This is a genomic window from Microbacterium natoriense (assembly GCF_030816295.1).
Classification (GTDB): domain Bacteria; phylum Actinomycetota; class Actinomycetes; order Actinomycetales; family Microbacteriaceae; genus Microbacterium; species Microbacterium natoriense_A.
The window spans coordinates 238,205-262,810 of sequence record NZ_JAUSXV010000001.1; the positions used below are offsets into that span (position 1 = coordinate 238,205).

Annotated in this window: 25 protein-coding genes; 16 read left to right on the forward strand and 9 right to left on the reverse strand. The window is 69.6% G+C overall.

Translation table 11 applies throughout. From position 1 onward, the window contains the following. The first annotated feature begins 76 nt into the window (after positions 1 to 76). From QFZ53_RS01090 to QFZ53_RS01125, 8 genes are read left to right on the forward strand one after another with little or no spacing between them, the layout of a single operon-like run. On the forward strand, positions 77 to 1,099 hold the full coding sequence (locus tag QFZ53_RS01090; protein WP_373426310.1) for an ABC transporter substrate-binding protein: 1,023 nt from the start codon (positions 77 to 79) through the stop codon (positions 1,097 to 1,099). After that, positions 1,096 to 1,977, forward strand: coding sequence for an ABC transporter ATP-binding protein (locus tag QFZ53_RS01095; RefSeq protein ID WP_373426311.1), 882 nt, complete (start codon positions 1,096 to 1,098; stop codon positions 1,975 to 1,977). Before QFZ53_RS01090 ends, QFZ53_RS01095 begins: the two co-directional genes overlap by 4 nt. Beyond that, complete coding sequence (locus QFZ53_RS01100; protein WP_292904773.1) at positions 1,967 to 2,872, forward strand: ABC transporter permease; 906 nt, start codon at positions 1,967 to 1,969, stop codon at positions 2,870 to 2,872. Before QFZ53_RS01095 ends, QFZ53_RS01100 begins: the two co-directional genes overlap by 11 nt. After that, a complete protein-coding gene (gene cobA, locus QFZ53_RS01105) occupies positions 2,869 to 3,789 on the forward strand; it encodes a uroporphyrinogen-III C-methyltransferase (RefSeq protein WP_307292599.1) in 921 nt (306 codons plus the stop codon). Before QFZ53_RS01100 ends, cobA begins: the two co-directional genes overlap by 4 nt. 19 nt (positions 3,790 to 3,808) lie before the next feature. Further along, positions 3,809 to 5,257, forward strand: coding sequence for an FAD-dependent oxidoreductase (locus QFZ53_RS01110; protein ID WP_307292601.1), 1,449 nt, complete (start codon positions 3,809 to 3,811; stop codon positions 5,255 to 5,257). Then, entirely contained in the window at positions 5,254 to 5,583 is a 330-nt protein-coding gene (fdxA, locus tag QFZ53_RS01115) for a ferredoxin (RefSeq protein WP_292904767.1), read from the forward strand. The genes QFZ53_RS01110 and fdxA overlap by 4 nt, the downstream gene beginning before the upstream one ends. Next, the gene (locus tag QFZ53_RS01120; RefSeq protein WP_307292604.1) at positions 5,576 to 6,499 is read left to right on the forward strand and encodes an NAD(P)/FAD-dependent oxidoreductase; all 924 of its coding nucleotides are present in this window, start codon (positions 5,576 to 5,578) and stop codon (positions 6,497 to 6,499) included. Before fdxA ends, QFZ53_RS01120 begins: the two co-directional genes overlap by 8 nt. Before the next feature lie 39 nt (positions 6,500 to 6,538). Next, positions 6,539 to 7,201: a hypothetical protein gene (locus QFZ53_RS01125; protein WP_307292606.1), complete on the forward strand. Its 663-nt coding sequence runs from the start codon at positions 6,539 to 6,541 to the stop codon at positions 7,199 to 7,201. A gap of 15 nt (positions 7,202 to 7,216) precedes the next feature. On the opposite strand, the gene QFZ53_RS01130 is transcribed toward QFZ53_RS01125, so the two are convergent. Further along, the gene (locus tag QFZ53_RS01130; protein ID WP_307292608.1) at positions 7,217 to 7,699 is read right to left on the reverse strand and encodes a DUF3817 domain-containing protein; all 483 of its coding nucleotides are present in this window, start codon (positions 7,697 to 7,699) and stop codon (positions 7,217 to 7,219) included. A 118-nt stretch (positions 7,700 to 7,817) separates the two neighbouring features. Here QFZ53_RS01130 and QFZ53_RS01135 point away from each other — a divergent pair, with 118 nt between their 5' ends. Continuing rightward, positions 7,818 to 8,726 (forward strand): helix-turn-helix domain-containing protein, encoded by a 909-nt coding sequence (locus QFZ53_RS01135; protein ID WP_307292610.1) that lies wholly within the window; start codon positions 7,818 to 7,820, stop codon positions 8,724 to 8,726. A gap of 157 nt (positions 8,727 to 8,883) precedes the next feature. Here QFZ53_RS01135 and QFZ53_RS01140 read toward each other — a convergent pair whose 3' ends face one another. Beyond that, on the reverse strand, positions 8,884 to 10,089 hold the full coding sequence (locus QFZ53_RS01140; protein ID WP_307292612.1) for an MFS transporter: 1,206 nt from the start codon (positions 10,087 to 10,089) through the stop codon (positions 8,884 to 8,886). 107 nt (positions 10,090 to 10,196) lie between these two features. Beyond that, positions 10,197 to 11,105 (reverse strand): RNA polymerase subunit sigma-70, encoded by a 909-nt coding sequence (locus tag QFZ53_RS01145; protein WP_307292614.1) that lies wholly within the window; start codon positions 11,103 to 11,105, stop codon positions 10,197 to 10,199. 113 nt (positions 11,106 to 11,218) lie between these two features. Here QFZ53_RS01145 and QFZ53_RS01150 point away from each other — a divergent pair, with 113 nt between their 5' ends. Both QFZ53_RS01150 and QFZ53_RS01155 read left to right on the forward strand, forming a co-directional pair. Continuing rightward, on the forward strand, positions 11,219 to 11,590 hold the full coding sequence (locus tag QFZ53_RS01150; RefSeq protein WP_307292616.1) for a nuclear transport factor 2 family protein: 372 nt from the start codon (positions 11,219 to 11,221) through the stop codon (positions 11,588 to 11,590). A gap of 182 nt (positions 11,591 to 11,772) precedes the next feature. Continuing rightward, a complete protein-coding gene (locus QFZ53_RS01155) occupies positions 11,773 to 12,618 on the forward strand; it encodes a serine protein kinase RIO (RefSeq protein ID WP_307292618.1) in 846 nt (281 codons plus the stop codon). Positions 12,619 to 12,839: 221 nt separating this feature from the next. On the opposite strand, the gene speB is transcribed toward QFZ53_RS01155, so the two are convergent. Genes speB through QFZ53_RS01170 form a run of 3 tightly spaced genes read right to left on the reverse strand, consistent with a single transcriptional unit; the run spans position 12,840 to position 15,767 of the window. Continuing rightward, positions 12,840 to 13,787: an agmatinase gene (speB, locus tag QFZ53_RS01160; RefSeq protein ID WP_307292620.1), complete on the reverse strand. Its 948-nt coding sequence runs from the start codon at positions 13,785 to 13,787 to the stop codon at positions 12,840 to 12,842. A gap of 34 nt (positions 13,788 to 13,821) precedes the next feature. Continuing rightward, positions 13,822 to 15,351 carry a purine-cytosine permease family protein gene (locus tag QFZ53_RS01165; protein WP_307292622.1) on the reverse strand — a complete coding sequence of 510 codons (1,530 nt, stop codon included), beginning with the start codon at positions 15,349 to 15,351 and terminating at the stop codon, positions 13,822 to 13,824. Further along, the gene (locus QFZ53_RS01170; protein ID WP_307292624.1) at positions 15,348 to 15,767 is read right to left on the reverse strand and encodes a nuclear transport factor 2 family protein; all 420 of its coding nucleotides are present in this window, start codon (positions 15,765 to 15,767) and stop codon (positions 15,348 to 15,350) included. Before QFZ53_RS01170 ends, QFZ53_RS01165 begins: the two co-directional genes overlap by 4 nt. Before the next feature lie 165 nt (positions 15,768 to 15,932). Between QFZ53_RS01170 and QFZ53_RS01175 the strand changes: the two genes are divergently transcribed. Both QFZ53_RS01175 and QFZ53_RS01180 read left to right on the forward strand, forming a co-directional pair. Further along, positions 15,933 to 16,883, forward strand: a complete 951-nt coding sequence (locus QFZ53_RS01175; RefSeq protein ID WP_307292626.1) for an Lrp/AsnC family transcriptional regulator — start codon at positions 15,933 to 15,935, stop codon at positions 16,881 to 16,883. Positions 16,884 to 16,976: 93 nt separating this feature from the next. Continuing rightward, complete coding sequence (locus tag QFZ53_RS01180) at positions 16,977 to 18,389, forward strand: MFS transporter (protein ID WP_307292628.1); 1,413 nt, start codon at positions 16,977 to 16,979, stop codon at positions 18,387 to 18,389. Between the two features lie 10 nt (positions 18,390 to 18,399). Here QFZ53_RS01180 and QFZ53_RS01185 read toward each other — a convergent pair whose 3' ends face one another. Continuing rightward, positions 18,400 to 20,547: an MMPL family transporter gene (locus QFZ53_RS01185; protein ID WP_307292630.1), complete on the reverse strand. Its 2,148-nt coding sequence runs from the start codon at positions 20,545 to 20,547 to the stop codon at positions 18,400 to 18,402. Positions 20,548 to 20,668: 121 nt separating this feature from the next. On the opposite strand from QFZ53_RS01185, the gene QFZ53_RS01190 reads away from it, so the two are divergent. Both QFZ53_RS01190 and QFZ53_RS01195 read left to right on the forward strand, forming a co-directional pair. Next, positions 20,669 to 21,283 (forward strand): TetR/AcrR family transcriptional regulator, encoded by a 615-nt coding sequence (locus tag QFZ53_RS01190; protein WP_307292632.1) that lies wholly within the window; start codon positions 20,669 to 20,671, stop codon positions 21,281 to 21,283. A gap of 26 nt (positions 21,284 to 21,309) precedes the next feature. Further along, positions 21,310 to 22,233, forward strand: a complete 924-nt coding sequence (locus QFZ53_RS01195) for a cation diffusion facilitator family transporter (protein WP_307292633.1) — start codon at positions 21,310 to 21,312, stop codon at positions 22,231 to 22,233. On the opposite strand, the gene QFZ53_RS01200 is transcribed toward QFZ53_RS01195, so the two are convergent. Then, complete coding sequence (locus QFZ53_RS01200) at positions 22,230 to 22,790, reverse strand: MarR family winged helix-turn-helix transcriptional regulator (protein ID WP_307292635.1); 561 nt, start codon at positions 22,788 to 22,790, stop codon at positions 22,230 to 22,232. The genes QFZ53_RS01195 and QFZ53_RS01200 overlap by 4 nt on opposite strands. 104 nt (positions 22,791 to 22,894) lie before the next feature. On the opposite strand from QFZ53_RS01200, the gene QFZ53_RS01205 reads away from it, so the two are divergent. Further along, positions 22,895 to 23,677 (forward strand): MarR family winged helix-turn-helix transcriptional regulator, encoded by a 783-nt coding sequence (locus QFZ53_RS01205; protein WP_307292636.1) that lies wholly within the window; start codon positions 22,895 to 22,897, stop codon positions 23,675 to 23,677. A 92-nt stretch (positions 23,678 to 23,769) separates the two neighbouring features. On the opposite strand, the gene QFZ53_RS01210 is transcribed toward QFZ53_RS01205, so the two are convergent. Further along, entirely contained in the window at positions 23,770 to 24,582 is an 813-nt protein-coding gene (locus QFZ53_RS01210) for a hypothetical protein (RefSeq protein ID WP_307292638.1), read from the reverse strand. Positions 24,583 to 24,606 lie beyond the last annotated feature (24 nt).

Genomic DNA, 24,606 nt, shown 5'->3' on the forward strand with positions numbered 1-24,606 from the left:
CATCACTCGCTAAGGAGGCGAAACCGTGAAGATCAACCGCACCACCACCGCTCTCACCGTCCTGGGACTCACCGCGATGATGCTCGCGGGCTGCGCCTCGGCATCCGCTGACCCGGGCTCGGGCGACGCGAAGGGCGACGACCTCGCCGAGGTGCGCCTCGGCTACTTCGCCAACGTCACGCACGCCCCCGCGCTGGTCGGTCTCTCCGAAGGGCTGTTCCAGGATGCTCTGGGCGACGTCGCGTTGAAGACCGAGGTCTTCAACGCCGGTCCGGCCGCGATCGAGGCGCTCTCCGCCGGTGCGATCGACGCGACCTACATCGGCCCGAATCCCGCGATCAACACCTTCATCCAGTCGGGCGGCGAGTCGGCGAACATCATCGCCGGCGCGACCTCCGGCGGCGCGGCGCTCGTCGTGAACGACAGCATCCAGAGCGTCGACGATCTCAAGGGCAAGAACATCGCGACCCCTCAGCTCGGCAATACGCAGGACGTGGCGCTGCGCAGCTGGCTCGCCGACGAAGGCTTCGAGACCTCGACCTCGGGCGGGGGCGACGTCACGATCACCCCGACCGAGAACGCGCAGACGCTGACGCTGTTCCAGGACGGCGGCGTCGACGGCGCGTGGCTCCCCGAGCCGTGGGTGTCGCGTCTGGTCGTCGAGGCGGGTGCGCACGTGCTCGTGAACGAGGCCGATCTGTGGCCCGACGGGAACTTCCCGACCACGGTGCTGCTGGTGCGCAAGGACTTCGCGAAGGAGCACCCGGAGGTGGTCGACGAACTGCTCGAGGGCCACATCGCGTCTGTCGAGTGGCTCGACGAGCACGCCGACGAGGCGCCGGCCGTGATCAACGACGCGCTCGAGGAGGCGACGGGTAAGAAGCTCTCCGACGAGGTTCTTACGCGGGCGCTCGAGAACGTCACGTTCACGGTCGACCCGGTGGCCTCGACGTTCGAGACCCTCGTGGAGAACGGCCTCGCCGCGGGCACGCAGAAGGAGGGCTCGATCGACGGGCTCTTCGATCTGACCGCGCTGAACAAGCTCCTGAAGGATGCCGGCAAGGACACCGTCTCGGCCGCAGGGCTCGGGGAGGACTGATGAGTGCGCCCGCGGGGCCCTTCGGCAAGCTCAGGGACCCAGGTCCCGGTGCCGCATCCGTGGCGCGGCTGACGCCGAGCTTCGACGGCGTCACGCCGCTTGCGGCGCCCGCGCCCGCCGTCGACCCCGCGGTGCGCATCTCGCACGTCACGAAGCGCTACGGTTCGGGCCCGATCGTCCTGGAGGATGTCTCCCTCGACATCGCCCCGGGCGAGTTCGTGTGCCTGCTCGGCGCCTCGGGCTGCGGAAAGTCGACGCTGCTGAACCTCATCGCAGGGCTCGAGCGCACCACCTCCGGCAGCATTCACCTCTCGGCTGGGTCCCTGAGCCCGTCGAAGGGCGGCGCCTCGGTGATGTTCCAGGAGTCCGCACTGATGCCGTGGCTCACCGCGCGGCAGAACGTCGAGCTCGCACTGCGACTGCGCGGTGTCCCTCGTGCGGAGCGGCGCGAGGAGGCCCTCCGTCTGCTGGCGACCGTGAACCTCGCGGAAGCCGGCGACAAGCGTCCGCACGAGCTCTCCGGCGGCATGCGTCAGCGCGTGGCCCTGGCCCGTGCCCTCGCGCAGGACCGCGACGTGCTGCTGATGGACGAGCCGTTCGCCGCTCTCGACGCGATCACCCGCGATCTGCTGCACGAGGAGCTCGAGCGCGTGTGGCGAGCCACCGGCCGCACGATCGTGTTCGTCACCCACAACGTGCGCGAGGCCGCTCGCCTCGGCCAGCGCGTGATCCTGCTCTCCAGCCGCCCCGGACGCGTCGCGGGCGAGTGGCGCATCGCGAACACCCTCGGCCGACGCATCGAGTCGCCCGAGGTCGCGGCCCTCGCCACCGAGATCACCGCCGAGCTGCGGAAGGAGATCGCCCGCAATGCCTCTTGACTCCACGAAGATCTCCGCCGACGGCGACGCCTACGGAGATCTGGCGACGCTCTCGGCCGGTCTCGACCGCCTGCAGTCCGACGACGTGCAGCGCACTCCGCGATGGCGCGAGTTCCTGAGCAAGGCCCTACCGCCGATCGTGCTGCTGTTCGTGCTGCTGGGCGTGTGGCAGCTGTATGTCGTGATCGCGAACCCGCGCCCCGACAAGGCGCCGAGCCCGGCTGCCGTCGTCGGCGCTCTCGACGAGGCCTGGATGTCGGGGCGCCTGCAGGAGGCGGTCGCGACGAGCCTCGAGCGCGGTGTCATCGGCTTCCTGATCGCCATCGTGGTCGGCACCGCACTCGGGATGCTGCTCGCCGAGTGGAAGCTGCTGCGCCGCGCCGCGGGTCCGCTCATCTCAGGCCTCACCGTGCTGCCCTCCGTGGCATGGGTGCCCGCCGCGATCATCTGGTTCGCGCTCAGCGACGCAACCGCGTACTTCGTGATCCTGATGGGCGCGATCCCATCGATCGTGAACGGGCTGCTCTCGGGCATCGACCAGGTGCCGCCGCAGCTGCGCCGCGTGGGCATCGTGCTCGGCGCGAGCCGCTGGCAGCTCGCCACCTCCGTCACGTTGCCCGCGGCGCTCCCCGGCTACTTCGCGGGCCTGAAGCAGGGCTGGGCGTTCTCGTGGCGCTCCCTGATGGCGGCCGAGATCATCACCAGCGGTGGAACGATCGGCTTCGGCCTCGGCACGATGCTGAACCAGTCCCGTGAACTCGCCGACCTCGCAGGAGTCCTGGCCACGATCCTGCTCATCCTCGCCATCGGCATCGTGATCGAGCTGGCCCTGTTCGGCCCGCTCGAGCGGCGGATGCTGCGCAACCGCGGACTGCTGCTGGGAGGCGGGCGATGACCGGACACGTCACGCTCGTCGGTGCGGGACCAGGCGACGCCGGGCTCCTGACCGTGCGAGGTCTGAAGGCCCTGCAGAACGCCGACGTGATCGTCGCCGACCGGCTCGGCGCCCGCGCGGTGCTCGAACAGCTCGCGGCCGAAGGCGTCGTGCTGTCAGCTGAAGTCATCGATGTCGGCAAGCTGCCGGGGCACCATCCCGTGCCCCAGGACGGCATCAACGAGCTGCTCGTCGAACTCGCCGCCGCGGGCAGGAACGTCGTGCGACTCAAGGGCGGCGACCCGTTCGTGTTCGGCCGCGGCCGCGAAGAGCAGCTGTTCTGCGAACAGCGCGGCATCCCGGTCGACGTCGTCCCCGGCGTCACGAGCGCCATCTCGGTGCCTGCCGTCGCCGGCATCCCGCTCACCCATCGCGGTGTCGCCACGTCGTTCACGGTCCTCAGCGGCCACGACCAGATCGATCGGGTGCCCGGCGGAGGCGACCACACGGTCGTCCTGCTGATGGGCGTCAACACGCTCGGGCACTCGGCTCACGTGCTCGCAGCCGGGGCCCGAGGCGCCGACTGCCCAGTCGCGATCATCGAAGACGGCTACGGTGCGACCCAGCGCGTGACGATCGGCACGCTCGGAACGATCACCGGGATCGCTGCCGCCCGACAGGTGCGCTCCCCCGCGGTCATCGTCATCGGCGACGTCGTGCGGTTGAGCCCGCACGCAGCCGGACGATCCACGGATGCGGTGACGATTCACGGAGCATCTTCCGTGAATCCCCCGTCCATCGTCGCCGGCTCCGCAGATCGTCTCTCCTCGAATGCGGATGCCGCGCCCAAACCTCGCTGGACCGATGCCCTCACCGCGGGCCTCGCCGTCGACACCGGACTCGTCCAGGTCGTCGAGACCTCCCTCACCTCCCGCTGAATCACCGAAAGACCAGGCCATGTCAACGACCTCTCTGTCCCTGCGCGTCGCAATCGTCGGCGCCGGGCCCGCCGGCATCTACGCGGGCAATCTGCTCGCCAACGCCGTCAAGGAGCGCGGCGGTCGCGTCGAGATCGACCTGTTCGAGTCGCTCCCCGCGCCTTACGGCCTCATCCGCTACGGCGTCGCACCCGACCACCCCCGCATCAAGGGCATCGTGAACTCTCTGCACGAGATGCTCGACGCGTTCCCCGAGACCGCAGACGGTGACGCTTCGACAGGCTCAGCGACCCAGACCGCGAGTCGACGCACGATCCGCTTCGTCGGCAACGTCGAGGTGGGCCGCGACATCTCTCTCGACGAGCTGCGCGAACGCTACCACGCCGTGATCCTCGCCACCGGCGCCATCCGCGACGCGGCTCTCGACATCCCCGGTGTCGACCTGCCCGGCTCCTACGGCGCCGCCGACTTCGTGGCGTGGTTCGACGGCCACCCCGACGTCGCCCGCACCTGGCCGCTCGAGGCCTCGTCTGTCGCCGTGATCGGCAACGGCAACGTCGCCCTCGACGTCGCCCGCGTGCTCGCGAAGCATCCCGTCGACCTGCGCACCACCGAGATCCCCGACAACGTGCTCGAGGGGCTGGAGTCCTCCGCCGTCACCGACGTGCACGTGTTCGGTCGCCGCGGACCCGCCGACATCAAGTTCACGCCGATCGAGCTCCGCGAACTCGGAGAGGTGAACGACGTCGACATCGTGCTGCACGACGAGGACTTCGACGGCGTCGACCCCGCATCCGCCACCAACAACCAGCTCAAGGTCATGCTGCGCACCCTGAACAGCTGGCGCGAGCGCCCCGCCGGCACGGCGTCGCGCCGCCTGCACCTGCACTTCTGGCACGCCCCCGTGGAGATCACGGGCGACGGCAAGGTCGAGAGCATCCGCTTCGAGAGGACGGCGTTCGTCAAGAGCGAGACGGATGCCGAGGGCGCCCTCGTGCGCACCGGCGAGTTCCGCGACTACGACGTGCAGGCCGTCTACCGGGCCGTGGGCTACTACGGCACCCGTGTCGTGGACGCTCCTTTCGACGAAGCCCGCGGCGTCGTTCCGAACGAGGCCGGGCGCGTCGAGGCCGAACCCGGCCTGTACGCGACCGGATGGATCAAGCGCGGCCCGGTCGGTCTGATCGGCCACACCAAATCCGACGCTCTGGAGACGATCACCAACCTCGTGGCGGATGCCGAGGCCGGGCTCCTCACCGCCCCGACATCCGACGAGGACGTCCTCGATGTGCTCGACGCGGGCGGCACCGAGTACACGACGTGGGACGGCTGGCTCGCCCTCGACGCCCACGAGCGCGCTCTCGGAGAGAACCACCGGCACACGCGCGAGCGCGTCAAGGTCGTCCCCCGCGACGAGCAGGTCGCGGTCTCCCGCGACGCCGAACACGAGAGCGCTCTCGCCCGATGACCTACGTCATCGCGCTTCCGTGTGTCGATGTGAAGGATCGTGCCTGCATCGACGAGTGCCCCGTGGACTGCATCTATGAGGGTGAACGTTCGTTGTACATCCATCCGGATGAGTGCGTGGACTGCGGGGCGTGCGAGCCGGTGTGTCCGGTCGAGGCGATCTACTACGAGGATGATCTGCCTGAGGAATGGGCGGACTACTACAAGGCGAACGTGGAGTTCTTCGACGAGATCGGCTCGCCCGGTGGCGCGGCCAAGACCGGCGTCATCGCCTTCGACCACCCGATCATCGCCGCCCTCCCGCCCCAGGACGGCGGTCATGACTGAGCCCTACGACGTCCTCATCGTCGGCGGCGGGCCCGCAGGACTGTCTGCCGCGCTGAACCTCGGCCGTTCGCTCGTGCGCGTGCTCGTCGTCGACGCCGACCGGCCTCGCAACGCCGCGACGCTGAACTCGCACGGCTTCCTCACGCGCGACGGTGTTCCCCCGCACGAGCTGCGCAAGATCGCGCGGCAGGAGCTCGCGGCCTATCCGAACGTCGCGATCCGCTCGCGCGTGAAGGTGACATCCCTCGCGCAGAGCCTCGGCGGGTTCACCGCTGGCATCGGCCGCACCACGTCCACCGAGACCGTGTCGGCACGCTCGGTGCTGCTCGCGACAGGTCTGCGCGAGACGCTCCCCGACGTGCCGAACCTGCGCGGCTTCTACGGCATGAGCCTGTTCAGCTGCGCGGCCTGCGACGCCTGGGAGCTCCGCGGCCGCCGCATGGCGCTGATCGGAGAGTCCGCGGATCTCGCCGACCGCGCTCGACTGATCGGCCGCTGGACCGAGAGTGTCACCGTGTTCACGAACGGCTCAGACGTCGTCACCACGGCAGAGGAGGCGGAGCTCGCCGCCGCCGGGGTGAACGTGCTGCGGCATCCGATCGTCGAGCTCGTCGGTGAGCGCGGACGCCTCGAGGCGATCCGCCTCGCCGACGGCAGCCTCTTCGAGGTCGAGGGCGGTTTCGTGCGTCCGGAGTGGGAGACCGACCTTTCGTTCCTCGACGGGTTCGCGGCATCCGTCGATCGACACGGCCACCTCGTGACCGACCGATCGGGGCGCACCGACGTCCCCGGTCTGTACGCCGCCGGTGACGCCGCGGCTCCCGGCCCGCAGCAGCTCATCGTCGCGGCCGGCGCCGGCGCCCGCGTCGCCGCCGTGATCGTGCACGACACGATCGGCGTCGCGACCGCGCACTGACCCTCTCCTCGGGGGCGCATCAGGGATAGGCTGACCGGCATGACGCGTACATCGGGGGGCCGTCTCGCCGCGGCGATCGTCGTGGGACTCGCCGTGCTGCCGCTGAGCGGCTGCCTGTACGCGCAGATCCCCGAGCACCCGACGATCGTCGACTACGAGCCCGTCCCGACCGATGAGCCGACCGACGAGCCGGCGACCGGACTTCCGACCTCGATGAGCTTCGCGGACGGCGCGGACCTTCCGTCCACCGCATACGTCGAGTGGGGCGACGGCTTCTTCGCCGATGACGGGTGGAAGGTCACCAAAGCCGACGACGGCAACGGCGGATGGGCCTACGGCACCGTGGACGACGTGTGCATCGCACAGTTCTGGCAAGGCGACATCTCGAGCCTGCCGCTCGTCCCCGGCGACGACAGCGCCAGCTCCGACGCGCTGCTGGCGTACGTGCTCGGCAATTCGACCGCGGCGGAGGTCACGCCTCTCGCCGACACGGTGACGCTCGGATACGGAGCCGGAGGCGACCCGTCACTCGAAGCGCGGCAGGTGGTCGGTGCAGACAGCGGACGCGACTGGTACATCACCGCGCGCGCCTTCACGGCGACCGGCTACGGCGTGTACCTCATCACGGACTGCACGGGCGGCGACGTCGCCGCGACCTTCGCCGAGGTCGTCGAGAAGAACCCGGTCGTCATCACCGGGTGAGGCGCCGAACGGGGCTCAGCCGCAGGAGCAGGGGGCGGAGCCGCCGCCGGGCGGACCCACCAGCAGCAGGATGACGTAGAGCGCGACGACGGCGATCGCGATGAGCGCGCCGAGCACCCACGGCCGTCGCAGGAACCAGCGCATCAGCCTGTCGAACCAGGTGCGGTCGCGCGGGTCGTCGCTCGCGTCCAGACGCCAGTCGCCCGCGAGGCGGCCGGTGCGGTGCAACCAGATCTCCATCGGGATCGTCGCGTAGGGGACGACCGCACTCGCGACGGCGAGCACGGCGGTTCCGGCATGCCAGCGGTTGTTGAGCGCGACGAGGATCGCCGTCGCGCCGTAGGCGAGGAAGACGAAACCGTGGATGCCGCCGCCGATCGTGACCACGATTCCGGGCGCTCCGGCAGCGCGGGCGATGAGCGCGGCGATGAGGATCGTCCAGGTGATCGCCTCGGCGATCGCCAGCGCGCGATAGAGGCGGGAGGGCTGAGTGAACACGGTGCTCCTGAGGTCGGGGGGGTTCCACGCTAGGCGGAGATGCGGCATCCGGAATCCATCGAACGGTTGACACGCCCGTCCGCGGAATAGGCGGAGGCCTCCCGACGTTGCCGAAGGCATGGTGACAGTCGACTCCGAAGCTCTCTCGCAGGTGCTCGGCGCGATCGACCTCAGGGTCGGCGTGGGGCGTCGTGAGCGGCTGGATGCTGGCGGGCTCCTCCCTCTCGCACCGGGAGACGCGACGCTCGTTTACGTCGCAGAAGGTGCGGTGCGCGGCATCCCCCCGCTGGATTCCGGATGCCGGCTCGACATCGATCGCGACTCGCATCGCGTCGAGGTCGACGGGCCGAAGGGATCGGCCGTTCTGCACAGAGGCGACGCGTTCCTCACGCTCGGGCGCGGTCCTGTGGCCCTCGTGTCCGATGAGGCGACGACCCTGATCGTGGTCGCCCTCGAGCTCGCCGACCTCACGCCGGCTCTCCGCAGTGCGCTGCCCGACTACATCACCGTCACCGGATTCGACGTGCTCGAGCCGGCCGCCGCCGCGCTCGCCGAGAACATGGGCCCCGTGGTGCCGTCCGAGCATCCGAAGCGCCAGGGCGACCCGTTGATCTGCCGGCTCATGGCGACGACGGTGCTGCTGTCGGTCATCCGCTCCTGGGCGGAGAACGGCTGCGCCCCGGAAGGCTGGCCCCACGTCTCGAAGGACCCGTTCCTCGACCGCGTGGTCGAGGCGATCCATCAGGCGCCCGGTCGTGAGTGGACCGTCGAGCGGCTGGCCGGCGTGGGCGCCATGTCGCGCTCGGCGTTCGCCGAACGCTTCCGCAGCGCGATCGGCCGCTCCCCCGCCGACTACGTCACCGAGGTGCGCATCGATGCGGCCAAGCGGATGCTCGAGGCGGGCCGCTCCGTGTCGGAGACCTCGCGCGAACTCGGCTACTCCTCGGACGAGGGCTTCAGCCGCGCCTTCCGCCGCCGCACCGGCGTGAACCCGAGCGCCTGGCGCCGGCTGCCGGTCCCCGCGTAGCCCGCGAGGCCGGTGCCCGGCACGCCCGGCACCCGTTCCCACGTTGTGCGAAAAGTCGGAGAGTCCGGCGACACGCCGGGTGCCGCATGCCGTGCACCCGAGTGTCGCGCCAGAACTCCGACTTTTCGCACCGAGCGGGCCGGTGAGACGCGGTGCGCTACGCCACGACCCGCTGCGCGCGCGAGCGGTTCGACAGCCCGAACAGCACCGCGCCGATCACCAGCATCACCGCACCCAGCGCGTAGACGAGTTCGATGCTGAGCGTGTCGACGAGGAGGCCGCCGATTCCCGCCGCGATCGTGATCGCCAGCTGGAAGCCCACGACCACCAGGCTGCCGCCAGCCTCCAGGCGGTCCGGCATCCGATGCCCGACCCAGGTGTTCGCGACGATCAACCAGGACGAGAAGAGGAAGCCCCACACGAGCACGACGATGCCGACACCCAGAACGGTTCCCGAGAGCAGGATCACGGATGCCACGGCCGCCGCGATCACGAGCGGCACGACGACCGACAGGAATGCGAAGGTGCGGTCGATCACGAGGCCGATCACGATGTTGCCGATGAGGCCGCCGAGGCCGAACAGCGCGAGCAGCACCACGATGGTCGACGCGTCGACGTCGGGGATGCGCTCGAGCGCGAGGCGCACGTACGTGTAGGCGAGGAAGTGCCCGAGGACGACGGCGACGTGGCCGATGAGGCCGAGGCCGATTCCCGGCCGGCGGACGGTGTCGACGAGCAGGCGGATGCTCGACGCCTGCGCCGCCGGCACGGAGGGCAGGGTGAAGCGAAGGGCGACGGCGAGCACCACCATGAGCACGCCGGCGAGCGCGAACACCAGGTGCCAGTCGACGAGTTCGGCGAGCATGACGCCGAGCGGAACCCCTGCGACGGTCGCGAGCGAGACGCCCGCTGAGGTGAACATCACCCCTCGCCCCAGGCGCTCAGGGCCGGCGAGGGTCGCGGCGACGGTGATGGACATCGACCAGAACGCGCTGATCGCGGCGCCGAGGAGGAAACGGGCGGCGAGCACGAGCACGAGGTTCGGCGCGATCGCGACGAGCAGGTTCGATACCGCTGCGGCGAGCGCCATCCACACGAGCAGCGACCGCCGGTCGAGGCGAGGGAAGATCAGGCCGATCGTCGGAGCGACGACCAGACCGACCAGTGCCGTGATCGTGACGGTCTGTCCGGCCTGGCCCGGAGTGACGCCGAGCGAGGCCGCCATCTCGGTGAGCACTCCGTTCGGCAGGAACTCCGCCGTCACCAGCAGGAACCCCATGAGCATGAGCACGATCAGCCCGCCGTAGCGGATGCGGTCGGCGCTCGCGACAGGGGTGGTGGGAACAGGAGCGGTGATCGTCATGCTTCCAGACTGGCAGTACGCGGATGCCGTCACCCGACAGGCCGTCCACGGCATCCGACCGATCGTCCGGGTCGGGCGCCCGGCCCGCCGGCGCGCACGCCAGGCCGTCAGCCGAGGAACCGGACGACCCCGCTGACCGTGGCGCCGTCGGAGGCGGCGATGACCATCAGCAGGCCGCGGTCCTCGCCGTCGATCAGACAGCGGAACACCGGATGCCCGCCCGCCCATCCGGAGGGCTCGACGGCGTATCGCGCACCGCGACCGGCGGCGCTCGCACGGAGGAACCGTCCGATCGCTTCCCTCCCGTCGTACCGATGCGGCGCAGGCGGCATCGCGAGCCAGGATCGATCGGTGAGGAGCGCGAGCACCCCGTCCACGTCGTCCGCGGCGTAGGCCCGAGCCAGTCGTTCGGCCAGCCGCAGCTCGTCCTTCGGCGCGGCGAGCGGATCGTTCGGCGGCATCGCGGCACGCGCGCGCTGGAGCAGCCCCTTCACCGCGGTGGGAGACGACTCCAGCATCTCGGCGCACTCGGCCACCGTGAAATCGAGCACGTCGCACAGGACCAGGGCCGCGGTCTGGCGGGGCGGCAGGGAGTGCAGGGCACACAGGAACGCGTACTCGAGACCGTGCCTGACGTCCAGCGGGTCATCGGCCGACGGGGCGGGGTGCGGATGCGGTTCGCACCAGGTCACGCGCTCCTCCCGACTCGGAGCAGGCACGTCGAAGGGCGGCAGCGGAGCAGTCGGAGGGCGCCTGGCACCGGCGCGCACCGCGTTGAGGCAGCGCGATGTGGCGATCCGGTAGAGCCAGGTCCGCAGCGACGACCGCCCCTCGAATCCGGGGAGCGCCTGCCACGCCGAGAGCAGCGTCTCCTGCAGCGCGTCCTCGGCGTCGTGAAGCGAGCCGAGCATCCGGTAGCAGTGCACCCGCAGCTCGTGCTCGTAGGGGCGCACCAGCTCGGCGAACCCGTCGTCGCCGGGTCGTGCCCGAGAGCCCCCGTCATCCGCGCGGATCATGCAGTCATGATGCCACCGTTCCGATCGGCACGCCGCCGGTGTCTACCCGTTCACACCCACCCTGCTGCACGCCATCGAGCGTCGGCACCTGCACCCCTTCGAAAGGATCCGCCATGACCGCTCTCGACACCTCTCTCGACTACCTCCGCCTCTGGACCTCGGGGGCGTTCGACGACGCCTGGGCGCTCCTCAGCCCCGACGTCGTCTGCGTCTCACCCGCCGGTGTACTGAAAGGCCGCACCGCGGTGGTCGCGTTCATGGCGCCGTTCGCCGCAGGACTCGTGAGCTCACAGCTGCTCGGCGCCTTCGGCGACGAGGAGCGCGCCCTGATCCTCTACGACACCGCCACCGCGGCGGTCGAGAGCGCGCCGGCGGCCGAGCTGCACACCGTCGTGGACGGGCGGATCACCGGCATCCGCATCGTGTTCGACCGCCTGCCGTTCGCCCTCGCGCGCGGCGACGTCGCTCCGACGACTCCGGCGTGATCCGCGGCCAGGGTGGACAAAGCGCGGCGCGGGGGCCTAGAGTCGACCGCGCACCGGGATCAGCCCGGAAGGCCAGAGCGAGAGGAGCCGAAGACATGACGAACGTCGTTGTCGCGCCCCTCGCCGACATCCTTCCCTGAGGCCACCGCCTGCGTGGCCTCCTCTTCCTGGAGCCGCACATCGTGACCGATCCCCTCGCGTCGTTCGACGCACTCGAACTCTCCCTCACCTTCGCCGACGTCGAGCCAGGCGAAGGGCAGCGCTGGACCACCTGGCCGGCGACCATCCCCACTCAACGCGGACCACAGCCCTGGCCCGCCTGGATCGTGACGGATGCCGGTGCACTCGACACCGAGCTCGGCATCCTCAAGACCGGCAAGGAGGCCGACGTTTTCCTGCTGGAGCGCGCCGTGCCCGACGATCCCGGGCAGCGCACCCTGCTCGCGGCCAAGCGCTACCGCGGCGAGGAGACCCGCAGCTTCCACCGCTCGGCCGTGTACACCGAGGGCCGCGGCGTGCAGAACACGCGAGATGCCCGTGCCCTCGCCAAGAAGTCCTCGCACGGGCGCGAGGTCGCGGCATCCGCCTGGTCGATCGCCGAGTTCGACGCCCTGTGCCGCATGTACGAGCTCGGCGCCCCTGTGCCGTATCCGGTGCAGGTGAACGGCACTGAGATCCTGATGGAGTTCATCGGCGATGCGTCCGGGGCCGCAGCGCCCCGACTCGCGCAGGTGCGCTCCTCGCGCGAGGAACTCGCCGGGTACTTCGCGCAGATCGCCGAGCTGATGCGGATCTTCGCGGCGGCGGGCTTCGCGCACGGAGATCTGTCGGCGTACAACCTGCTCGTGCACGAGGGCCGGGTGCGCGTGATCGACCTGCCGCAGATCGTCGACATCATCGCGAATCCGCAGGGTCTCGACCTGCTGCACCGCGATTGCGTCAACGTGTGCGACTGGTTCACCCGGCAGCGGGTCGAGTGCGACGCGGAGGAGTTGTTCGCCGAGCTGCTCGCGGCGTCGTTCGCGTGAAGCCGGTCGCGGTGTGCAGCTTCCGGTCGCAGTTGATGCTGCCTCCATCCCGTCATCCCGTTTCCGGGTGCAGTTGATGCCGCCTCGTTCGTGATCGGACGGCGTCAACTGCACCCGGAGCGACTGGGGAGGCGGCCCGGGCGGCAGGAACTGCGACCGGAAGGCGAGAACGGATGCCGGTCGCGGCGTACAGGGGGCGAGCGTCCGCGCCCGTCGGCGGCCTAGCGCGCGAGCTGCGCCGCGAGCAGAGTCACGAGCTCGTAGACGACGTGGCTCGCGGCGATGCCGGTGATCTGCGCGTGATCGTAAGCGGGCGACACCTCCACGACGTCGGCGCCGACCATGTTCGTCGCCGACAGTACACGGATGATGCGCAGCAGCTCTCGACTGGTGAGTCCGCCGGCCTCGGGCGTCCCCGTGCCCGGCGCGTGCGCCGGGTCGAGCACGTCGATGTCGATCGACACGTACAGCGGCCTGTCGCCGATGCGCTGCAGCACGCGACGGATGCCGGCTTCGACGCCATGCTCCTCGATGTACTCGCTCGACACGATCGAGAAGCCGAGACGCGCGTCGTCCTCGAGATCCTGCTTCGAGTAGAGCGGGCCGCGGGTTCCCACGTGACAGCTCGCGGTGAGGTCGATCAGGCCCTCCTCGCTGGCTCGGCGGAACGGTGTGCCGTGCGTGACGGGCGCGCCGAAGTACGTGTCCCAGGTGTCGAGATGAGCATCGAAATGCAGCACGGCCACGGGCCCGTGCTTCGCCGCCACCGCGCGCAGCAGCGGCAGCGCGATCGTGTGGTCGCCGCCGATCGTGACGATCCGCTGCGACCGCTCGCCGAGCGCCTTCGCCGCGGCCTCGATCTCGATCACGGCCTCGGACAGGTCGAACGGGTTCACCGGGATGTCTCCGGCATCGACCACCTGGGCGATCTCGAACGGCGAGACGTCCTGGGCGGGGTTGTACGGTCGCAGCAGACGCGATGACTCGCGCACGTGCGACGGCCCGAACCGGGCGCCGGGCCGGTAGCTGACGCCTGAGTCGAAGGGGATGCCGACGACGGCGATGTCGGCGCGCGGCACGTCCTCGATGCGGGGAAGACGCGCGAAGGTCGCGATCCCGGAGTAGCGCGGGTTCTTGGAGGCGTCGACGGGCCCGACGTTCTCGATCATCTGATGTGTCCTGTTCTGCTCGGTCATGTATTCCTCAGTTCGCCCGCTCGATCGGCCGCTCCGCGGGCGCGGCGACCCTCACGAACCGCGGCCCTTCGGGCCCGTAGGCATCGGCCGGCTCCGGGAAGATCCAGAGCAGCGCGGGGTACAGCACGAGCGCGGTGCCCAGCCCCAGCGGGATCGAGAGGTCGATACCTCCGGCGAGGTTCCCCAGCGGCCCCACGATCTGCCCCGGAAGATTCACGAAGCACAGGCCGACGATCGCGGCGACGATCCAGGCGACCAGCCCGCGGAAGTTCCAGCCGTGCGCGAACCAGTAGCGGCCACCGCGCTGACGCCGGTTGAACACCTGCAGCGAGTCGCTGTCGTACCAGCCGCGACGTACGACCCAGCCGATGGCCATCACGACCATCCACGGCGCCGTGCAGGTGACGATCAGCACGGTGAAGGTGGAGATCGACTGGACGACGTTGAATGCGAACCGTCCGACGAAGATCCCGAGGATCGCGAGGATGCCGATGAAGAGCGTCGCCTGAACCCGGCTGAAGCGCGGGAACACGCTCGCGAAGTCGAGGCCGGTTCCGTAGAGGGAGGTGGTGCCCGTCGACATGCCGCCGATCAGGGCGATCAGGCACACCGGCAGGAAGTACCAGTCCGGCGATATCGACAGCAGTCCGCCGGCGTAGTTGCCCGAGGCGATGAAATCGGGCCCGACGACGGCGACGATGGATGCCGTGACGAGACCGAACAGGAACGGGACGATCGTCGCCATCTGCGCGAGGAACGTGGCTCCCATCAGGCGCCGCGGCGAGGTCTTGCGCGGGATGTAGCGCGTCCAGTCGCCGAGGAAGGCCCCGAAGGAGACAGGGTTCGACATCACCACGAGCACCGAGCCGATGAAGGCGGGGGCGAACGCCGGGTCTCCGGGCGCGATGGCTCCCGCGTACCCGGGGTCGAACGAGCCGCCGAACGCGATCACGCCGACCACGAACAGCAAGGTGGCCGCGATCACGGCGACCCTGTTGACCAGCAGCATGAAGCGGAAGCCGTAGATGCAGACCACCAGCACGAGCACCGCGAAGACGCCGTATGCGAGCCCCAGGACGAGGTCGTTCTCGGGGAGGCCGAAGCCGCGGTGCGCGGCGCCGACGAGGATGTCGCCCGAAGACCACACCGAGATGGAGAAGAAGGCGAAAGCCGTGAGCAACGAGAGGAACGAGCCGACCACGCGGCCGTGCACGCCCAGGTGCGCAGAACTCGACACGGCGTTGTTGGTGCCGTTGCGGGCGCCGAACAGCGACAGCGGCGCGAGCACGAGCGCCCCCACCACGAGCCCGATGACGGTCGCGAGCAGCGCGTTCCAGAATGAGAGCCCGAACACGATCGGGAAGCTGCCGAGCACGACGGTGGCGAAGGTGTTCGCCCCTCCGAAGATGAGGCGGAACAGGTCCATCGGCCGCGCGGTGCGCTCCTTGTCGGGGATCGGCTCGACGCCGTGCGCCTCGACCTCGGTGACGGCCGGTGCGGCGATCAGCGTGGTCGTCGCCGGTTCGGGGGCGCTCATGCCTCCACCTCCGCGGCGTCGGAGAGATGCTCGTGGACGGCGAGAAGCTCGTCGCCGACGCGGGTCAGGACGATCGATTCGCGCTCGACGGTCGATTCGCGGATGCCGTCGACCTCGGTCGTGGTGCGCACGGTGTGCGAGAACACACCCGTGCTGCCGACGATCGTGACGTGCCTGTCGTCGCTCTCGCACGACACGACGCGCCACCCGGCGTCCACCCATCGACTCCAGAGGGCGCGGTAGGCGGCTCGATCCGGGAGGAGGCCCGGTTCGGTGTGGAAGAGGAAGCTCGCCTCAGGGTGGAAGCAGGAGAAGTACGCGTCGGTGTCGGTGGAGCGGAAGGCGTCGATGAGACGATCAGCCGCGGAGAGCACCATCGATGCTGTCAGCGGCGCGGTGCCGGTGGTTGAGGTCATTGCCGTTCCTTCGCAGAAGATGTCGGATTCCGGGATGCTAGGGGCACGCAGACCGGGCCGGCAAGAGCATAAATCTGGCTGAAAGAAGACCAGTCTGGAGTTCTGCCGCCGTGCGCCCGCAGAACGGCCCCAGACAGCATGTGACTGCGGTCGTACACTGTGGATATGCACGCTCGTCCGTGCATCCGCGGGAATCTGGAGGAATCGGTGACTGCCAGGGATTTCGACGCCGACCTGGTCCGATCGCTGCAGCGCGACGGCCGGACGAGCATCCGCTCCCTGGCCGCAGAGCTGGGGCTGACACGGGCCGCGGCTGCCGCACGTCTGCGCGCACTGGTCGACAGCGGCGCCGTACGCGTGGTCGCCGCCGTCGACCCCGCGCTGCTCGGCCAGCACGTCCTCGCCCACGTGTCCATCCGCACCGACCGGGAGGCCGCCGGGATCGCCGAGCGTCTGCGAGCCATGGACGAGACCGTGTTCGTGTCGACGGTCGGCGGCTCGCATGACCTCGTGATCGAGGTGTGGACGGGGTCGATGCCCGAGCTGCACGACCTGCTCGGACAGATCCGCACGCTCGTCGGGGTGGCCGACATCGACACCCTCATCTACACCGCCGTGACCAAGGGCTTCTTCGTGTCGGACTACCACGGGGACGTGAGCCTCGACGCGATCGATGAAGCCCTCGTCGATCGTCTGCAGATTGACGGAAGGACGACCTTCCGGGTGCTGGGCGAAGAGGTCCGCCTCTCCCCCTCCGCGGTGGCGACGCGCGTGCAGCGCCTGATCGGCGGCGGCGTCATCAAGATCAGCGCGGTGGAAGCCCGCGGGCTCTCGCACCGGCAGCTGTCGATGGGCATCGGGCTCAGCCTGACAGACGACGACGAACAGGTTCTCGCCTCTCTTCACGCGTCGCGGGGCGTCGACTTCGTGGCGCGCACTTTGGGGCGCTTCGACGCCGTGGCGACACTCGTCGAGCCCTCGGCCGGCGCCCTGTACGCGAGTCTGGAGAACCTCCGCGCACTCCCAGGGGTCGCCCATGTCGAGAGCTGGCTGCACCTGGCGGTGCTGAAGGAGGACTACGCGCGTCGGCTCGGCTCGCGAGCCGCATCCGCCTGAACACCACGCATCCTGCCCCGCCGCAGCGAGGACGCCGACCGGCATCCGGCGCGCCGTCACCGCCCGTTCACCCGGCGCCGCCAGACTTCGTTCATGAGCGAACCCGAACGGCGCATCGGCGCGCCCGAACCCGCCGCGACTGCGAACAGCGGCGCGGTCGGCGTGATCGGCCTCGAGCTTCGCGGCGACACGCCGGCCCCGAAGAAGCAGGTCTACTCCTGGGCGCTGTGGGACTGGGCGACGCAGCCGTTCAACTCGGTGATCCTCACGTTCATCTTCACAGCCCTCTATCTGGTCGGCCCCGACTTCCTGCCGCCCGAGGTGGCCGCGCTGGGCGACAAAGATCCCGTGCGCGTCGCCGCTGAGGCCGACCTCGCCTCCGGTCTCGGACTCGGCAGCACGATCGCCGCCTTCGCGATCCTTCTGCTCGCGCCGGTCCTCGGCCAGCGGGCGGATGCCGCGGGCAAGCAGAAGCTGTGGCTCGGCATCGGAACCGGCGCTCTGATCCTCAGCATGTTCGGGCTCTGGTTCGTGACCCCGCAGGTCAGCATGTTCTGGGTCGGCGTGGCGCTGATCTCGGCCGGCACGGTGTTCCAGGAGATCGCCGCGGTGAACTCCAACGCGATGCTCATCGGCATCGCCAACCCGAAGACCGTGGGTCGCATCTCGGGTCTCGGCTGGGGCTTCGGCTACATCGGCGGCATCATCGCGCTCGTGATCGTCGTCGTTCTCGACGCTTTCGACTGGTTCGGCATGTCGACCGACAACGGACTGCCGTTCCGCCTGATCGCGGTCGGCTGCGCGGTGTGGGCGATCGTGTTCAGCATCCCGATCTTCCTCAACGTGCCCGAGCCCTCGTTGGGCCGCCCCGAACGCAAAGTCGGCTTCTTCGCCTCCTACGGCCTGCTCGTGAAGGACGTCACGGGGCTGTACCGCTCTCCCGAGACCCGCAACACCTTCTGGTTCCTGCTCGCCAGCGCCGTGTTCCGTGACGGCCTCAGCGGCGTGTTCACCTTCGGCGCCGTGATCGCCTCGACGATCTTCGGCTTCGAGTTCCAGGAGCTGGTGATCTTCGGCATCGCGGCCAACCTGATCGCCGGAGTGTCGACCATCATCGCAGGACTCTTCGACAACCGCTTCGGTCCGAAGCGCATCATCCTCGGCTCTCTCGCGGCGATGGTCGTCGCCGGACTCGCGGTCTTCTTCCTGAGGGATGCCGGCACCACGGTGTTCTGGATCGGCGGCCTCGTGCTGTGCGCTTTCGTGGGCCCGGCACAGGCCGCCGCCCGCTCCTTCCTCGCCCGCGTCACTCCCGCGGGGCGCGAGGGCGAGATCTTCGGCCTGTATGCGACGACGGGTCGCGCAGCGAGCTGGATGGCTTCCGGCGCCTGGACGCTGCTGATCGTGCTCACTTCGCAGACCGCCTACGGCATCCTGGGCATCGTGGTCGTGCTGATCGCCGGGTTCCTCCTGCTGCTGCCGGTGAAGACGCCGCGATCCGCGTGAGCGATGCTCCTCACGCAGGCGACTGGAACTCGCGTGCGGACGGCACGGCCTCATGCCATCCGATCCGTGCGTGCAGCCGCCTCATCGGAGCAGGCGCCCACCAGTTCGCGCGCCCGGCGAGACGCATGAACGCCGGTAGGAGGATGCCGCGGATCACCGTGGCATCCACGAGCACGGCGAGCGCCATCCCGACGCCGAGCTGCTGCAGGAAGGTGACCTCGCTCGTCGCGTAGACGAGGAACGACGTGCCCAGAGTGAGCGCGGCGGCGCCGATGAGCGGCGCAGATCTGCCGATTCCCCGCACCACCGAGGCGCGCGGATCCCCCGTGAGGTCGTAGTCCTCCTTGATTCGGGCGAGCAGGAAGACCTCGTAGTCCATCGACAGGCCGTAGGCGACGCAGAACATCAGCAGCGGGATGCTCGGTTCGATGACGCCGGTCGGCGTGAAGCCGAGCAGGGGCGCGAGCGCTCCCTCTTGGAATCCCCAGACGAGCACGCCGAACATCACGGAGAGCGACAACAGGTTGAGCACGGACGCCTTGAGGGGTGCGACGACGCTGCCCGTCATCAGGAAGAGGAGCACGAAGGTGACGACGAGGATGAGCAGCAGAACCACCGGAAGGCGCTCGAGCACGGCCGCGCGATAGTCCACGAGTTCGGCGGGGTAGCCGCCCACGAGAGCGGGAAAAGCATGGTCGACGCCGCGGACGTCGGCGATCAGTCCACCCGGGTCGCTGGAGAGGCGATCCGAGGTCGGCAGCGCCGTGAGATAGGCCGCGTCGCCGTCACGGAACCGCTCACGATCGGCGCCCGCCGATTCGACGAGGGCGCCGTTCTCGAACGACCCCGTCGCCGAGTCGACCCGCACGATGCCGTCGACGAGCGACACGTCGAGGGCGAACCGGCCGATCTGGGCGTCGGTGGCCGACTCGGCGACGATGTACACGGCATCCGCGTCCTCCGCCTCGAACTCCTCGCGGATCGTGTCGTACATGTCGCGAACGGGCTGACCCGCGCGGAGCAGTCGGTCATCGGGCGCTCCGAACTCGGTGGCGACCGCAGGCGCCCCGAGGGCGATCAGAAGCACCAAGCCGAGCGCACCGAATGCGACCGGGCGCCGCATCACACGTGAGGCCAGGCGCGCCCACCCGCCGGCGTCCACCGCGGTCGCCCCCTCGTTCCTGCGGAGCACCCGCGTGCCGAGGAGGCGGAGAACAGCGGGGAGGAAGACGGTGGATCCGAGGATCGCGGTCAGCACGACGGCGATGCCCGCGTAGGCGAAGGAGGAGAGGAACGGCAGCGGGAACACGAAGAGCACGGCGAGGGATGCGGCGACCGTGGCACCGCTGAAGAGGATCGTCCGGCCGGCGGAGCGCATCGCATCCTTCGTCGCCTGCTCGGGGTCAGATCCACGGCGCAGCTCTTCGCGGAAGCGATACGTCATGAACAGCCCGTAGTCGACGCCCAGGCCGATGCCCATGACCAGGGCGATGTTGGCCGCGAAGGTCGAGATGTCGGTGAAGGCGCTGACGAGGCGGAGGATCGCGAGCGTACCCGCCACCGAGTAGAGGCCGACTGCGAGGGTGGCCGCCGCCACGCGGAAGCGGCGGTACACGAGCCAGAGCAACCCGAGCACCAACGGCACGACGATCATCTCGGCGCGGAGGAAGTCCGCGCGCGCCTGCTCGGCGACCGTGCGGAAGACCTCGTCCGCCCCGCCCAGTGTGAGACGGATGGAGGCATCGTCGAACTGCCTGTGGATCGCCGCGTCCAGCGCCGGCAGCACTTCGCCACGGACCAGGTCGGCGTCGCCCGGCGCCCAGGCGAGGACGAGTGCCGTCGTGCCATCCCTTCCGGCGAGCGACTCCGGCGCACCCGGCGTCCAGTAGGACCGGGCCGCTCCGATGCCCGGGAATCCGGCGAGGAGCGCAGTGACCTCCTTTCCGACCGCGGCGACGTCGGGATCATCGACGTCGGAGTCCGACGTCACCAGCACGGCGATGTTGGGGCTCCCGGTGCCGAACCGCTCCGCAAGCGCTGTGCGCACCTGGAGCGACTCCGAGCCGGGAGCCTCGTAGCGATTCAGAGACAGTGCGTCGAAGACGGCGGCGCTCAGCGCCAGATACAGCGCGAAGATCAACCCCGAGACGGTGATCACCGTTCGCGGACGAGTCGAGACTGCGCGTATGAGCACCAGAGACCTCCGATAGAATGCGAGCAGTTAGTCGCGTTTAGTTTTACGAGCAAATACTCGCATTCAATCGAGAGCAGGTCAAGCAGTGCCCGAAGACGCGGGAGCGCCACGACGCCAGGCGCGCGGACGAGCACGCATCGAACAGATCCTCCTGGCCGCCGCCGCCGTGTTCGGAGAGGTCGGATACGAGGCCGCGACGACGAATGCGATCGCTGCAAGGGCGGGGATCTCCCCCGGCTCGCTCTATCAGTTCTTCGCCAACAAGGACGAAGTCGGGCGAGCTCTCGCCGAAGCCTACGCCGAGCGTCTCGCCACGCTCGAGCTCTTGGGCGGACTCACTCCGGAGAACCTCGACAGGGTTCTGGATGACGCCCTCGCCCGCATCGTCGGCTTCAGCATCGAGCATCCGGGCTTCAAGGCGCTGTTCGCCCGCACCGACATGCCGCCATCGATGCGCGCGGCCGTCGCCCCCGCTCATGACGCGATCGAGGCGAGAGTCCGCGAGGCGATCGCAGCCATCATGCCGGACGCGGATGATCGTCGGATCGCGACCATGGCCACGGTGATCCTGAGCATGGTCAAGGGGCTGATGCCACTCATCGTCGCCGAGGCCGACGCCCCGCAGCGCCGACTCCTCGTCATCGAACTGCATCGCGGCATCGTCGCCTACGTGAGTTCAGCGAGAGGCGACGTCGCCTGATGCGAGGCGCGGAGTAGTCTTCCCGCGTGACCGTCTTCATCGCCTTCCTCGCCAACGTCCTGGTCGCGGTCGCGAAGACCGTCGCCGCGCTCATCACCTCCTCGGCGTCGATGGTCGCCGAGGCTGCGCACTCGTGGGCGGATGCCGGCAATGAGGTGTTCCTGCTCATCGCCGACCGCCGCGGCGGGCGCACGAAGGATCAGCGGCATCCGCTCGGATACGGGCGCTCGGCCTTCGTGTGGTCGCTGATCGCCGCGTTCGGCATCTTCACGGCCGGGTCGATCGTGTCGATCATGCACGGCATCCAAGAGCTGTCCGACACCGGTCCCGTCGAGAGCCCCCTGGTCGCGTACACCGTGCTCGGCATCTCGTTCGTGCTCGAGGGCGCCTCGTTCACGCAGGCGATGGTGAAGTCGCGGCGCCTCGCGCGGGAGCGCGGCACATCGACCTGGGATTTCGTGCTCGAGACGAGCGACACGACTCTGCGGGCGGTGTTCTTCGAAGACGCCGCCGCGCTCATCGGTCTCGCGCTGGCGGGCGGGGCGATCGCGATGCATCAGATCACCGGTCTCGCCGCGTGGGATGCCGTGGGCTCGATCCTCGTGGGCGTGCTGCTCGGCATCGTCGCCCTCATCCTCATCAAGCGCAACGTCGCGTTCCTCGTCGGAACGAACGCCTCGCCGACCGTGCGGACACGAGTGGGCCGGGCACTGCTCGCCTCTGAGCAGATCCAGCGCGTCACGTACCTGCACATCGAGTACGTCGGCCCGAACCGCCTGTTCATCGTCGCGGAGGTGGATCTCGCCGGCGACGCCCGCGAACACGACGTGGCGCGGCGGATGCGCGCGATCGAGCAGCAGATCGAGGCCAACGCTGTCGTCGAGACCGTGGTGCTCTCACTGTCGGTCGACGATGAGCCCTCGCTCGATTTCGGCGAGAGCGCCTCCTAGCTCCAGTTGTCGGCGAGCTTGTTCAGCAGCCGGGCGAGCTCGGTGCGCTCGTCGTCGGTGAAGGCCCCGAGCGCCTTGCCCAGCGCTTCGCGACGCTCGCCGCGGACGCCTTTCGCTATCCGGCGGCCCTCGTCGGTGAGCGCGATGCGCGTGCGGCGCGCGTCGTCGGGATCGGCCTCCCGACGCACGAACCCGTGCGCGACCCCCTGCTGCACCAGGCGCGAGGCGCGAGGCTGATCCACGCCGATCGCCGCCCCGAGGTCGCTCACGCTGAGCGGGGCGGATGCCGCGGCGAGCGCTTCGAGCATCCGCATGCGTGCGGGACCGCCGAAGCGGCCAGCGGGGTCGCCCATCCAGGGCGGTCCCGGGTAGGCGGATCGGCCGGGGTGCCCATGGTGCATGCCGTGATGATCCGGCCCGTCGTGCTCGCCCGCTCGATGGCGCTCCGCGTGGGGGCCGTCATGCCAGCCGGGCCCTCGCCCGCCGGGTCGGCGCCCGCGCAGGCGCGACAGGGCCTCTGCGATGATCTCGGCCGGGTCCTTCTCTGCTGCGCTCACAGGTCGATTTTACATGCGACTTGACATGCATCGACATCACATGTCACTATACATATACATGCACTGTGACAAGCACATGCACACTGACATTCAAGGACTTCACCATGAACAGCACTTCAGATACACAGAACCCCCGCGCGTTCGGCTACTGGATCAAGGCGGTCGACCGCCTCATGTCCGCCGAGTTCGCCACCGCCTTCGAGAGCGAAGGAGCGACGCGCCGGGACTGGCGCCTGCTCAACGTCATCGACGGATCCGCACCGGCCGCCCGGCCGCTGCACCCCGGCAAGCTCCGCGGACTCGTCGAGCGCGGCTGGGTCGCGAAAGACGGCGACGGCTGGACCCTCACCGATGAAGGACGCGCGGCCAAGGAGCGCCTCGGCGCCGTGGTCGACGGCATCCGGGCACAGGTGGCGGATGCCGTCTCGCCCGACGACTTCGACACCACCGTGGCGACGCTAGAGCAGATCGCTCGCACGTTCGGCTGGGACGAGAACACCCCGCTGCCGCGTGGACGCCGCGGCGAGGGCCGCGGCCACGGCAAGACCCACCGCGGCGAGCACCACGGTCACGCCGAACACCACGGTCACGGTCGCCGGCATGGCGCGCCGTTCGGCCGCGGGCACGGTTTCGGCCGCGGCTTCCGTCACGGCTTCGGTCACGATTTCCCCCGCGATGCCGACGCGCACGAGTGCCAGCACCCGCACGCGCACGGCGAGGGCCACGGCCGCTCTCACGGCCGTCCGTTCGATCGCGAACGGGGTCCGCGCTTCGCGCCCGAGTTCGGCCACGGCGTCGAGCACCCGCACGGACGCGATCGCCGCGCCGCTCAGGTCGCCTTCGAGCGAGGCTTCGACGCCGGCTTCTCCCGCGGTCGCGACGCCTGACCTCCGCGCCACCCGGTTCTCGACGCCCCACCGCCGAAGCTGCACACGCAGCGTGGTGGGGCGTCGCCGTCGTGGTGGCGGAGCGCTGAGCCTCAGAGCGGCAGGGCGTAGTAGAACTGCTGCACGGCGCCGGTGCCGTGCACCTGCATGACCCAGGGTTGCGATCCGTCGCCGAGCTTGCTCCAGACGATCGTGGTCTGCGACCCGTCGTCGAACGTGCTCTGCTCGCCCGTGCCGTCTTGGAACGCCGCCCCCGAGTCCGAAGGCTCACCGAGAGATTCGATGAGCAGCTCCTGCGCGTCCTGCGCGGCATCGTCGTCGGTGAAGCGCCAGATCGTGAAGGTCAGCTCACCGTCATCCGATCGATAGTCCGCGCCGGCCGCTTCCTCCGCAGACAGCGACGCGGTCTCGACCGTCGACCAGCCGCCCGTCAGCACCCATGTCGACTCCCCGTCGGCACCCACGATCTGCGGACCGACGAGACCGGCGACCTCAACACAGAGATCCGTGCAGAGCGCCCCGGTGAGGGGCTCGGGCGAGGTCTCCTCACGCGGAGCCTGAGGGGTCGCCGACTCCGAGACCTCTGTCACGACCGGCCGGGGATCAGGATCGGCCGAGGGGAACGACAGCGTCGTGTGCCCGGCGAGGTAGACGATCAGCGCGATCGCGCCCGCGAGCAGCGCCACGAGGAACAGCATGATCACCGCCGTCAGCACGCGGTAGTTGCCGGATGCCGCCACCGATCCGCCGATGTACGGCGAGATCACGGCGTCGGACGGCCACTGCTGATCAGGGGCATCGGGTTCGGCCGATGGCGGCAGCGGGGCGGATGCCGCGGCGTAGCCGACGGGCGGTGCGAGATGGGGGTCGGCGTGCGTGCCGACGGGCGGTGCCGGGGGACGCACGGGCTCCTGTGGCGGGTCCTGCGC